Annotated in this window: 13 protein-coding genes and 1 tRNA gene; 13 read left to right on the forward strand and 1 reads right to left on the reverse strand. The window is 28.2% G+C overall.

Going from position 1 to position 12,871, the window contains the following annotated elements; genetic code table 11:
* The first annotated feature begins 14 nt into the window (after window positions 1–14).
* The 6 genes from KO506_RS00765 (at window position 15) to KO506_RS00790 (ending at window position 4,895) form a co-directional block, all read left to right on the forward strand.
* The gene (locus KO506_RS00765; RefSeq protein ID WP_215993002.1) at window positions 15–1,097 is read left to right on the forward strand and encodes a diphosphomevalonate/mevalonate 3,5-bisphosphate decarboxylase family protein; all 1,083 of its coding nucleotides are present in this window, start codon (window positions 15–17) and stop codon (window positions 1,095–1,097) included.
* A 28-nt stretch (window positions 1,098–1,125) separates the two neighbouring features.
* Window positions 1,126–1,521: a toxin-antitoxin system YwqK family antitoxin gene (locus tag KO506_RS00770; protein WP_215993018.1), complete on the forward strand. Its 396-nt coding sequence runs from the start codon at window positions 1,126–1,128 to the stop codon at window positions 1,519–1,521.
* 53 nt (window positions 1,522–1,574) lie between these two features.
* Entirely contained in the window at window positions 1,575–2,501 is a 927-nt protein-coding gene (locus KO506_RS00775; RefSeq protein ID WP_215993003.1) for a mevalonate kinase family protein, read from the forward strand.
* 145 nt (window positions 2,502–2,646) lie between these two features.
* Complete coding sequence (locus tag KO506_RS00780; RefSeq protein WP_436836406.1) at window positions 2,647–3,429, forward strand: geranylgeranylglycerol-phosphate geranylgeranyltransferase; 783 nt, start codon at window positions 2,647–2,649, stop codon at window positions 3,427–3,429.
* Between the two features lie 115 nt (window positions 3,430–3,544).
* On the forward strand, window positions 3,545–4,378 hold the full coding sequence (locus KO506_RS00785; protein WP_215993005.1) for a pseudouridine synthase: 834 nt from the start codon (window positions 3,545–3,547) through the stop codon (window positions 4,376–4,378).
* A gap of 70 nt (window positions 4,379–4,448) precedes the next feature.
* Window positions 4,449–4,895, forward strand: a complete 447-nt coding sequence (locus KO506_RS00790) for a DUF1569 domain-containing protein (protein WP_215993006.1) — start codon at window positions 4,449–4,451, stop codon at window positions 4,893–4,895.
* A 45-nt stretch (window positions 4,896–4,940) separates the two neighbouring features.
* Here the strand turns inward: KO506_RS00790 and KO506_RS00795 are convergent.
* Window positions 4,941–5,013 (reverse strand) — tRNA-Phe (locus KO506_RS00795).
* A gap of 98 nt (window positions 5,014–5,111) precedes the next feature.
* Between KO506_RS00795 and KO506_RS00800 the strand changes: the two genes are divergently transcribed.
* From KO506_RS00800 to KO506_RS00830, 7 genes are all read left to right on the forward strand, one after another.
* Window positions 5,112–5,840, forward strand: a complete 729-nt coding sequence (locus tag KO506_RS00800; RefSeq protein WP_215993007.1) for a type III pantothenate kinase — start codon at window positions 5,112–5,114, stop codon at window positions 5,838–5,840.
* Window positions 5,837–7,141 (forward strand): hypothetical protein, encoded by a 1,305-nt coding sequence (locus KO506_RS00805; protein WP_215993008.1) that lies wholly within the window; start codon window positions 5,837–5,839, stop codon window positions 7,139–7,141. The genes KO506_RS00800 and KO506_RS00805 overlap by 4 nt, the downstream gene beginning before the upstream one ends.
* Window positions 7,142–7,157: 16 nt before the next feature.
* Window positions 7,158–8,516, forward strand: a complete 1,359-nt coding sequence (locus KO506_RS00810) for a tetratricopeptide repeat protein (RefSeq protein WP_215993009.1) — start codon at window positions 7,158–7,160, stop codon at window positions 8,514–8,516.
* Complete coding sequence (lptC, locus tag KO506_RS00815; RefSeq protein WP_215993010.1) at window positions 8,516–9,079, forward strand: LPS export ABC transporter periplasmic protein LptC; 564 nt, start codon at window positions 8,516–8,518, stop codon at window positions 9,077–9,079. Before KO506_RS00810 ends, lptC begins: the two co-directional genes overlap by 1 nt.
* Window positions 9,080–9,082: 3 nt before the next feature.
* Window positions 9,083–9,286, forward strand: a complete 204-nt coding sequence (locus tag KO506_RS00820; RefSeq protein ID WP_215993011.1) for a hypothetical protein — start codon at window positions 9,083–9,085, stop codon at window positions 9,284–9,286.
* Between the two features lie 12 nt (window positions 9,287–9,298).
* A complete protein-coding gene (locus tag KO506_RS00825; protein ID WP_215993012.1) occupies window positions 9,299–10,564 on the forward strand; it encodes a hemolysin family protein in 1,266 nt (421 codons plus the stop codon).
* A gap of 121 nt (window positions 10,565–10,685) precedes the next feature.
* Complete coding sequence (locus KO506_RS00830) at window positions 10,686–12,773, forward strand: peptidylprolyl isomerase (RefSeq protein WP_215993013.1); 2,088 nt, start codon at window positions 10,686–10,688, stop codon at window positions 12,771–12,773.
* Window positions 12,774–12,871: the final 98 nt, after the last annotated feature.

Consider the following 12,871-nt stretch of genomic DNA (forward strand, 5'->3'; position numbering starts at 1 on the left):
TAAATTTTCAGACCTTGAATACAGATCAATTTTTAGTAAAATCCGATTTAAAATTTGTTGACAAAACCAGTTATACTTGGCAAACTCCAAGCAACATTGCTTTGGTAAAATATTGGGGAAAAAGCAATCCGCAAATACCAAAAAATGCATCCATTAGTTTTACGCTAAACAATTGCCATACAATAACTACAATACAATTTGAACGAAAACTGACCAAAGACAGACGTGTTATTTTTGATTTGTTTTTCGAGGGCAAAGAAAAAGAAGAATTTAAACCAAAAATTGCAGAATTCTTTAAAAGAATTCAAGAATATTGTCCTTATATTTTTGATTATAAAATGACAATTAATTCAGAGAATTCTTTTCCGCATTCAAGTGGAATAGCTTCTTCTGCAAGCGGTTTAAGTGCTATTGCAAGATGTTTACTAAGTTTAGAAAATGAAATTATCTCAGGATTGTCTGACGAATATATCAACAAAAAAGCATCTTTTTTAGCAAGGTTAGGTTCTGGATCTGCAAGTAGAAGTATAGAAGGCCCTTTAGTTGTTTGGGGAAAACATCCAGAAATTGAAGGAAGCTCAGATTTATTTGGTGTGCAATTTCCATATCAAGTACATCCAATTTTTGAGAATTATCAAGATGCAATTTTATTGGTAGATAAAGGCGAAAAACAAGTATCAAGTACAGTTGGGCATAACTTAATGCACAATCATCCTTATGCAGAAAGTCGTTTTGTACAAGCCAATGAAAATTTGGGTAAGATGTCTAAAATACTTCAAGAAGGAAACCTAAAAGAGTTTATCAGTTTAGTAGAAAGTGAAGCTTTAACATTGCATGCTATGATGTTGACCAGCAATCCGTATTTTATTTTGATGAAACCAAACACCTTAGAGATTATCAATAAAATTTGGGAATATCGAAAAGAACAAAACAGTAATATTTGTTTTACATTAGATGCTGGTGCAAACGTGCATGTTTTATATCCTTTTAAAGAAAAAGAAAACGTGAATCAATTTATTGAAAATGAGCTTTCTAAATTCTGTCAGAAAAATCATTATATTTGTGATGCTGTTGGTTTTGGAGCAAAAATGATCTAAAATTGAAGTAGTAAAAACATAACGTATTATGAGAGGTTCAACTTTAATTTTAGGATTCATAGTTATTTTTTTAACATCATCTTTTACAGTTCAAGAAACGGTTTGGTTAGATAAAAACTTAAAAGTTACAAGTCAGGCAAAAGCTGTTTATTACAAAATAGGAAATAAAAGAGATGGTGGTGTTTCTTATTTTTATAAAAGCAAAACCGTTTACAGGAAAACTTATTTTGTTGATGGTAAATTGGATGGAAAATTCAATGAATATTATGCTTCCGGAAACTTAAAAGTAGATGGAAAGTATAAAAACGGAACAAAAGACGGCAATTGGAAAACGTATTATAAAAACGGAAAAATAAAATCTAAAGGAAGATATAAAGATGGGGAAAAAGTCGGGATTTGGAAATTTTTCTACAAAAATGATTGATAATCTTACTTTTAGATATTAATTCGTATTTTTGTACTTTAATTGAAAAAGAAATGAAAGGACCCTTATTTTATGCTAAAATTCTACTTTTTGGAGAATATGGAATTATAAAAGATTCTAAAGGTTTAGCAATTCCTTACAATACCTATAGAGGTGCTTTAAAAACTTCAGAAAATTTAGAAGGTATTTCTAAAACTTCTAATCAAAACTTATATAAATATTACGATTATATCTCTAATTTAAAATCAGATTTAGTTACATTTAATGTAAATGAATTTAAATCAGATTTAGAAAACGGAATGTATTTTGACTCTTCCATTCCACAAGGCTATGGAGTAGGTAGTTCTGGTGCTTTAGTTGCTTCTATTTATGATAAATATGCAAATGATAAAATTACAGTTTTAGAGAATTTAACCAGAGAAAAACTACTAAAATTGAAAGCTGTTTTTTCTTTAATGGAATCTTTTTTTCACGGAAACAGTTCTGGTTTAGATCCTTTAAATTCTTATTTAAGTTTACCAATTTTAATCAATTCTAAAGAAAATATAGAGCCAGCTGGTATTCCATCTCAAAAAGAAGGTAAAGGTGCTGTTTTTCTATTAGATTCTGAACAAGCAGGAGAAACTGAACCAATGGTTAACATTTTTATGAATAAGATGAAAAACGAAGGGTTTAGAAAAATGTTAAGTGAAGAATTTTCCATTCATACAGATGCATGTATAGAAGATTTTTTACAAGGCAATGTAAAATCTTTATTTAGCAATGTTAAAAGTTTATCCAAAGTAGTACTTAAAAACTTTAAACCAATGATTCCTGATGCTTTTCATAAAGTATGGGCCAAAGGAATTAGCACAAATGATTATTATTTAAAACTTTGTGGTTCTGGTGGTGGAGGTTATATTTTAGGGTTTACTCAAGATTATGAAAAAGCACAAAAAAGTTTAGAAAATTATAAATTAGAATTGGTTTATAGATTCTAAAAAAGCATTTATGAGTGCTTCAAAAACGAAGACTTTTTTTAAAAAAATATTCAGCTTATTATCTGTTGTAAGAGGTTACAATATTTTAGTACTGATTTTTGCCCAATATTTAGCTTCTATATTTATTTTTTCTTCGCAAAATTCGGTGACTTCCGTTGTTTTTGATTTACACCTTTTTTATATTGTAATTGCCACTGTTTGTGTTGTAGCTTCTGGCTATATTATCAATAATTTTTACGACAGTCAAGTAGATAGAATTAACAGACCATTTAAATCGGGTTTGGATAATTACATAAAACAAGAAACCAAATTATCGCTTTATTTTACTTTAAACTTTATAGGTTTTGTATTTGGCTTTTTAGTTTCTTGGAAAGCCGCTTTATTTTTTGGAATTTATATTTTTGCCATTTGGTTTTATTCTCACAATTTAAAGAAACATCCTTTTAGAGGGTTACTAGCAGCAACAATACTCACAATTTTACCTTTTTTTGCCATTTTTGTGTATTATAAAAATTTCTCAAAAATTATTTTTGTGCACGCTGTTTTCTTGTTTTTAGTGATTATGCTCAGAGAATTAATTAAAGAATTAGAGAATTTAACAGGTGCAATTGCAAATAATTACAAAACTTTTACGGTTTCTTATGGAGAGAAGATTACAAAAAAACTATGTTTTGCACTTCTCTTTTTAACTATTTTCCCTGTTGTAATTTTGTTTAGTTATCCTGAATTGAGTTATATGAAATATTATTTTTATTTTGCTTTAATAACTTTAATTTTTGTGGGTTTTTATCTTTTAAAATCAACTAAAAGAAGTCAATATAGATTTTTACACAACATTTTAAAATTATTACTTCTTGTAGGTGTTTTTTGTTTGGTATTTATTGATACTTCTTTAATTATTGAAAAAGTGATAGATAAATTGAATTAACCTTTATCTTTTCAATTTTATATTTAAACCAAAGTAATAAAATTGGTTTTAGCTTTATTATTAGGATTTTAGGTTTCGAGATATTCTTTATTTACCTTTGCAAAAATTTTAAAAAATGAATTCAAATAAAAACTCGTCGCGAAGACGACAAGAGGGAAAAAAAAGTACTCCTCTAAACAGAAAAAGTGCTAAAAAAGAGTACAAAAAAATAAAACCTACTCAAAAATCTGATGAAACTTCTGGGGTTCGTCTTAATAAATACATTGCAAATTCTGGTATTTGTTCACGTAGAGAAGCAGATACATATATAGAACATGGTAGTGTAGAGGTAAATGGAAAACTAGTAACAGAAATGGGTTACAAAGTACAACCAAATGATGTTGTTCGTTTTGATGGTACTGCAATTTCGCCAGAACAAAAGAAATATATTTTACTAAATAAGCCAAAGAATTACATTACTACTATGGATGACGATCGTGGTCGTAAAACAGTAATGGAGTTGATAGCAAATGCTTCTAAAGAAAGAATTTATCCTGTAGGTAGATTAGATAGGAATACAACAGGTTTATTGTTATTTACCAATGATGGTGATTTAGCAAAAAAGTTAACTCATCCTAAACACAATGTTCGTAAACTTTATCATGCTTCTTTAGATAGAAAATTAGAATTAAAAGATTTAGAGAAACTTAGGGGAGAAGTAGTTATTGAGGGTAGAAAAGTGTTTATTGATGCTGTTTCTTATGTAAATGGAGAACCAAAAACAGAAATTGGTATAGAAATTCATTCTGGTAGAAACAGAATTGTTCGTAAAATATTTGAACACGTAGGTTACAAAGTAAATAAACTAGATAGAGTAATTTTTGCTGAATTAACTAAGAAAAATTTACCAAGAGGTAGATGGAGAGAATTAACTAATTTGGAGTTAGTGAATCTTCAAAAAATGCAATAGTCTTTTTATTAAAATCCAGCTTTTAGTTGGATTTTTTCTTATATTTAAAATAATATAATTAGAATAAATTATGCATAAAGAATTGAAGCTAATAGAAGATTACCTGATTCATTTTGATAAAGAAAATTCAAAGATTTCTAAAGCTAATGTTGGTTGGCACTTAGATCATTCGTTAAAAGTTGTAAATAGTGTTTCAGAGTTTTTAATTAATTCAGACCCTAAAGCTTATAAAAAAGCATTCAGTTTTTCTAGGGTTATAACTTTTGCATTAGGTATTTTTCCTAGAGGTAAGGTGCAAGCTCCTAAAAGAGTATTGCCTCCAGAATCTATTTTAAAGCAAGATTTAGTAGATCAGATAGAATTGGTGAAAACAAATTTAAAGTTACTTGAAAATCTAGAAAACAATAAATATTTTGTGCATCCAATTTTTAAACAATTGAATAAAAAGCAAGCTTTGCAGTTTTTAAAGATTCATACAAATCATCATTTAAAAATTGTAAAAGATATTTTAAATTAAATTTTAAACACAAAAAAAACCCAAACATAAGTTTGGGTTTTTAAGTGGTACCTCCAGGAATCGAACCAGGGACACAAGGATTTTCAGTCCTTTGCTCTACCAACTGAGCTAAGGTACCATTGCCTTAGCGGATGCAAATATAATATGTTTTTTTACATCTCCTACAAAAAAATGAAAAAAATCTATTGTATTTTTGAATTTATATAAAAAACAAAAATGAATCTGATTATTGATATTGGTAACACTCGAGTAAAAGTAGCTGTTTTTGAGCATGATAAAGTTATTGAATTACTCGTTTTTAATAAAAATAGGATTATATCCGAAGTAAAAAAAATATTAAAAAAATTTCAAATTGATGAAGCAATTATGTCTTCAGTATCATCAATCTCATTAAAAAAGACAGAAAAACTCCAAGAATTAGTTTCGTTAACGTTAATTTCATCAGCAATAAAAACACCTTTTAAGAATTTATATAGAACTCCAGAAACTTTAGGTGTAGATAGAATTGCGTTGGTTTTTGGTGCAGTGATAAAATATCCAGTACAAAATATCTTAATTATAGATGCAGGAACATGTATTACTTTCGATTTTGTAAACAAAGAAAATGAATATTTAGGAGGAGCAATCTCTCCAGGAATACAGATGAGATATAAATCTTTACATCAACTTACAGCAAAGTTACCCTTGTTAGAAACAAATATACCTGATAATTTTATTGGAAATAGTACAAAAGAAAGTATTAATTCTGGTGTTGTAAATGGTGTAATTCAAGAAATTGAGGGCGTAATACAACAATACAAAAAGAAATATTTACATTTAACAGTCGTTTTAACAGGTGGCGACACAAATTTCTTGTCAAAACAATTAAAAAGTAGCATATTTGCCAATCAAAATTTTCTCCTAGAAGGATTAAATGAAATATTGATTTTTAACAAAAACAAATGATTAGAAACATTGTAATAATTGTTTTACTTTTTACTTCTTTGACTTTTATGGGACAAAGAACAAGTTCTTCCCCATATTCTTATTTTGGTATTGGAGATGAGTTTAGTGCTACTACAGTAGAGCAAAGCTCAATGGGGGGTATTGGTGTTGCTTTTAGCCATTACAAATATTTAAACTTTACAAATCCTGCGGCTTATGCTAATTTAAGGTACACAACTTACGGATTTGGATTGTTAAATAACGATTTAACAATAAAAAGTGGAGATGTTAAACAAAGTAGTACTTCTACAAGTTTGTCTTATATAGCTTTGGCTTTTCCTATAGGTAAAACAGCAGGTTTTTCTTTTGGGCTACAACCAATTTCTTCTGTTGGATATTCTTTATCTAATAGTACTGTAGATGCAGATGGTAATACTACAGAAATTTCTTTGTTTGAAGGAAATGGTGGTGTAAATAGATTTCATGCAGCTTTTGGTATTAAAATTTATAAAGGTTTATCTCTAGGTATTGAAGGTGATTACAATTTTGGAAATATTGAAAATAGTATTACCAATCAAATTGCAAATGTATCATTAGCTACAAAATATAAAGAGGATACAGAAATTAAAGGATTGTCTGTTAAGTTGGGTGCACAATATGAACATAAATTAAAAAATAATTTAATTTTAAATGCAGGTGCTAGTGTTAAATTAGGTAATGACATAGATGTTACAGGAGAGAGTTTAATCTATAGTTTAACACTTACTAATACAGGTGGTGAGTTTATTAGAGATACTCTTGCAGATCAAAATGGTGATAAAATAACAGCCATTGATGGTAGTTTTAAATTACCAATTAATACTACAATTGGTATTGGTGTAGGAGAATTAGATAAATGGTATGCAGGTTTAGAGTATGAAAATCAAGATGCAATTACTACTTCTGGTTTATTAGCAAATACTACAGGAGCATATAGATATGGTAATTCTAACAGGTTATCTTTAGGAGGTTTTTATTTACCTAAAATTAATTCTATTTCAAGTTATTGGAACAGAGTGACCTATAGAGCAGGAGTTAGCTATAAAAATACTGGTTTATTGGTTGATGGTTCAGGAAATAATTCAAATTTTACAGAGATAAATGACTTTGGCATGTCTTTTGGTCTAGGTATACCACTGAAACAATTATCTACAGTAAATGTTGGGTTTGAGTTTGGTAAAAGAGGAACCACTGAAAATAATTTAATACAAGAAAATTATTTTAATTTTAGATTAAGTTTATCTTTGACAGACAATTGGTTCGTAAAAAGGAAAATAGATTAACAAAAAATAAAAAAAAATGAAGAAAATTACGTTTTTATTAGCTGTTACAGCATTTTTAGTTACAGCAAAAACAAATGCACAAGAAGACGCAAATAGAGAATGTCAAATTAAGTACAATCTTTTTAGAGGAGATTTTAAGTCTAAAAAATACGATGAAGCTTTTGTAAATTGGACATACTTAATGGAAAACTGTCAAGATTTATCTGTAAACATCTATAAAAATGGTTCTACTTTAGCAGAAGATGTTAAGAAAGATCCTGTTTTAGCTAAAAAAGTTTACGAACAAAGACTTAAGTATTTTCCAGAACACCATGATACTAAAAATAATCTTGCAAAAGCACATAGTGATTATGCAACTTATTTAATTAAAAATAAGTTAGCTTCTGATGATGAGGTTTTCAATATTTTAGAAACTGCTTATAAAATATCTCCTAAGGATATGAGTGTAAAAAATATTTACAAATATTTTCAAGGAGTTACAGATAAATATAAAGATGTAGAACCACAAAAGGTTTTTGATACTTATGATGACGTAATTGAATCTGTAGGAGAAAAATTAGATGATTATACTAAGAAAATTATCAAACTTACAGCAGATTCAACAAAAGTTTTAAGCGCAAAAGAAAAAAGATATTTAAGAGCTTATACTATTAACTCTAAAGCTTTAGGTCAAGTAGAGGGTGGTTTAGATAATATTATTTCTGTAATTGCAACTTGCGAGAGATTAATACCAATTTATCAAAGAGATTTCGAAGCAAATAAAACAAATGCAGTATGGTTAAGAAGAGCAGTATCTAGAATGTTTAATAAAGGTTGTCAAGAAGATCCTTTATTCGAAACTTTAGCTAAAGCTTATGCAGAGGCTACACCTTCACCAGATTCTTATTCTTTTTACGCAGGTATTTTAGAAAAGAATGGAGATGCAAGTGGTGCTGCTGAAATGAGACAAAAAGCATTTGATTTAGAAACAGATCCTTTAAAGAAAGCAAAAACAAAATTAAAGTTTGCACAAGCAGCATTAGCTAGAGGTCAAAAATCTAAAGCTAGAAGTTTAGCAAGAGAAGCTTTAAAATTTAACCCAAATTACGGTAAAGCATATTTGTTAATTGGTAGAGCATATCAATCTAGTGTAAATAGTTGTGGTTCTGATGAGTTTGAAAAAAGAATGGTTTATGCTGCTGCATTAAGACAAGCACAAAGAGCATCTTCTGTAGATCCAAGTATTTCTTCTACAGCAAGAAAATACATTGCAACTTATAGAGCTAACTTACCAAGTAAAAAAGTGATTTTTACAGCAAATAGAAAAGTAGGTGAGTCTTACACAATAAAATGTTGGATTGGAGAAACTGTTAAGGTTGCTTCTAGTGGCAAATAATGAGAATTAAAAATAAAATATTATTACAAAGCACTGCTGTTATTTTAACAGTAGTGTTTTTTTCTTGTTCTAAAGATACCCAAAAAGCTAGAGATTTTTTGGCTGATAAAAATTTACCAATTGGTACTTCTAAAAATGCATTTCATGTTTATAAAGATTCTGGCAGAGTAACATCTAAATTGATTACGCCTTTAATGTTAGATTTTAGTAACAGAAAAGAGCATCCTTACAGAGAGTTCCCAACAGGTATTAAAATAATTAATTTCGAAAATAAAGGGTTAGATTCTGTTACAGTAATAGGCGATTATGCGCTTTCATACGCAACAACATCTATATCAGAAATTAGAGGTAATGTAGTTGTTGTAAATCATACAGATAATTCTAGATTAGAAACAGAACAATTATTTTGGGATCAGAAAACAAAATATTTTGTATCAGAAAAAGCATTTAAACTTACTAAAGAAAAAGACACTATTTTTGGTATTGGTTTTGAGTCTAAAGACGATTTAACAAAGCACTTGGCTAAAAAAACAACTGGTAAATTAGAAACTTCAGAAGAATAAATTATGAATAAAATTTGGAAATTTTTTCAATACGGATATTTAATGGTTGCTTTTATATGTGTAATAGAAGCTATAGTTCGTTGGAATTCAGAGAGAACAAGAGCATATTTTTTTCTTGGTTTTGCAATTTTTATTACATTAGTGTTTTTCTTTAAAAGACATTTTAGAAAAAAAGTTCAGCAAAGAAATAATCAAAATAAGAAATAATATAAATCTTTAATGGAGGTTGAACTCATAATTATTATTATATCAATCTTGTTATCTGCGTTCTTTTCAGGTATGGAAATTGCATTTGTATCTGCCAACAAAATGCATATAGAATTAGAAAAGAAAAGAGAAGGTTTTATACCTAAAATACTTACTAAAATAACTCAAAAATCATCAAAGTTTATTACTACAATGTTAGTGGGTAATAATATTTCTTTGGTAATTTACAGTTATTATATGGGCGAATTTCTTTTAAGATTTATACCCACAAATCCATTTAACGAGTTTTCTTTATTACTTCTACAAACAATAATCTCTACAATTGTAATTTTAGTTACAGCAGAGTTTTTACCAAAAGCAATTTTTAGAATTTACGCAAATGAGGTTTTAAAAGTTTTTGCTTTTCCTGCATATATTTTTTATAATTTATTTCATTTTTTTTCTGAGTTTATTACAATGATTTCTGACTTTTTTCTGCGTGTTTTTTTTAAAACAAACGCAGACGAACAACAAACAGAGTTTAGTAAAGAAGAATTAGGTATTTATATTAATGAACAATTAGAAACAGGTAATGATGATGATGAAATGGATTCTGAAATCCAAATTTTTCAAAACGCATTAGTTTTTCAGAATGTAAAAGCTAGAGAAGTTATGGTGCCAAGAACAGAAATTATTTCTGTAGAAATGCACGAAACAGTAACAAATTTAAAAAAGATTTTTATAGAAACTGGTTTGTCTAAAATTTTGGTTTACAAAACTTCTTTAGATGATGTGGTTGGTTATGTAAATGCATTCGAATTATTTAAAAAACCAAAATCTATAAAATCTATTTTATTGCCTTTAGAAATTGTGCCAGAATCTATGATGATTAATGATATTCTAAACACTTTAATGAAAAAAAGAAAAAGTGTTGCTGTTGTTGTTGATGAATATGGAGGTACTTCTGGTATGATAACTGTAGAAGATATTGTAGAAGAATTGTTTGGTGAAATTGAAGATGAACACGACTCTCAAGAATTTTTAGAAGAAAAAATAAATGAAGATACATTTAACTTTTCTGCAAGGTTAGAGGTAGATTATTTAAATGAAGAGTATGATTTAAATATTCCTAAATCTGAAGCTTACGAAACTTTAGGAGGTTTTATTATTGAGCACACAGAAAATATACCCGAAGAAAAAGAATTAATTGATATTGAAGGTTTTGAGATTAAAATCTTAAAAATGAGTGGAGCAAAAATTAATGAAGTTTCCATAAAATTATCTAATAAAGAAGATTAAAAATCACCTTCTTTTTAGCGTCAAAAAAAACAACATATTTCAACTAACTATTTAGTGTTAATTGGTTTGCAAAATTAAAACCAAAAATCGTATATTCGCCCACTGAAAATAAATAAAAAGAATGGCAATTTTATCAAAAATTAGAGAACGTTCAATGTTCTTACTTATCATTATTGGATTAGCACTTTTTGCTTTTGTATTAGATCCATCAACACTTGGAGATTTTTTTAACTCAAGTAAAGTAAATGAAATTGGTGAAGTAGATGGAGAAGCAATTTCAAGACAAGAATTTGCAAATGAATTAGAAGCATATAAGCAACAAACAGGTAATAGAGTTTCTGAAATGCAAGCAGCCAAAACTGTTTGGGATAATATTGTTAGAAAAAAAATATATTCTAATCAATTAGATCAAGCAGGTATTACAATTGGTGAAGAAGATGTTTGGAATCAAGTAGTAAGTGCACAATTTGTACAAAGTAATCCTCAATATCAAAACGAAGCAGGTTTATTTGATGAATCTAAATTCAAACAATTTTTAGCAGATACTAAAGAGAATAATACAGAATTGTGGTCTCAATGGGCAGGTTATATGAACCAAATTAGAGATAATTCTGAAAGAGATACTTATAATAATTTAGTAACTGCAGGTTTAGGAGCTTCTTTAAAAGAAGGAGAGCAAGAATATATGATAGAGAACACTAAATTAAATGCTCAATTTGTATATGTACCATATACTTCTATTGCAGATAGTTTAGTAAAAATAAAAAAGTCTGAAGTTGAAGCATATGTTAAAGCACATTCAGATGACTTTAAAGTAGAAGCATCTAGAGATATATCTTATGTAAAGTTTGATATTGTTGCATCTTCAGAAGATGAGCAAGCAATAAAAGCTGATGTTGCAACTTTAATAAAAGATTTTAAAACTACAGATAATGATGCAGTGTTTTTATCAGAAAATGATTCTGATACTAGTATCAATCCTAACTATCAATATAAAAGTTCTGTAAATCAAATAGTAGCAAATCTTATCTTTGATGGTAATAAAGGTGATGTTGTTGGTCCATACAAAGACAAGGAATATTTTAAAATTTCTAAAGTTTTAGAAGTTACTCAAATGCCAGACTCTGTTAAGGCAAGTCATATTTTAATCCCTTATATGGGAGCTCAAAGTGCAGCTGCAGATGTAACTAGAACAGAAGAAGAAGCTAAAAAATTAGCAGATAGTCTTTATAATGTTGTTAAAAGAAGAAAAAGTAAATTTGGTAGTTTAGCTAAAGATTTTTCTTCGGATTTAGGTTCAGGTGCAAAAGAAGGAGATTTAGATTGGTTTAATTATGCTAGAATGACGCCTAAGTTTAGAGATTATACTTTTCAAGGTAAAAAAGGAGATATAGGTGTTGTGCAAACTCCATTTGGTTTTCATATCATTAAAATTGATGATCAGAAAAACAAACAAAAAGTTTTAAAATTAGCTACTTTTAGTAGAAAAATTGAAGCTTCTGAAGCAACTGAAAATGCTGTATTTAGAAATGCTAAAGAATTTGAATTAGCAGTTTCTCAAGGAAATGATTTTTCTGAAGTTGCTAAAGAGAAAAATTATATTACTAAACCAGCTGTTGGTTTAAAATCTTTAGATGAAAATGTACCAGGAATTGGTAATCAAAGACAAATTGTAAGCTGGGCTTTTAATACTGATTCAGAAATTGGTAGTTTTAAAAGTTTTGATTTAGAAGGTAGTCATATTGTTGCAGTTGTTACTGCTGCAGAATCTAAAGGGTTAATGTCTGTAACAAAAGCAGCAGGTAGAGTTAAGCCTATTTTAATAAACGAAAAGAAGGCAGCATTATTAAAAGATAAATTACAAGGTTCAGATTTAACTGAAATTGCTACTGCAAACAGTGTAAGTATTAGAACAGCAAGTAATGTAACATTAAAAAGCCCTACACTTTCTGGAGTAGGAGTAGAGCCTAAAATAGTAGGTGCAATGTACAATGCAGAGCTAAATAAAATTTACAATTCAATAGAAGGTACAAGAGGAGTTTATGCTTTTAAACTTACTAATAAAGAATTACCAACAGCTTTGCCAAATTATGATGCAAACAGAAAGAGAATTGCTGAGTCTAGAAAAAGATTAACTTATAAAATTTACGAAGCTATTAAAGAAGCTTCAGCTGTAGAAGATAATAGAGATATTATGTATAGTAATTAATATTCTTTTAATTTATCATATAAAAAATCCGTTCTTTTTAGAACGGATTTTTTGTTTTATATAGTTTTTAAACATCAGAAATTATTAGACATAAAAAA

Source organism: Polaribacter vadi, assembly GCF_018861005.1.
GTDB classification, from domain to species: Bacteria; Bacteroidota; Bacteroidia; order Flavobacteriales; family Flavobacteriaceae; genus Polaribacter; species Polaribacter vadi_A.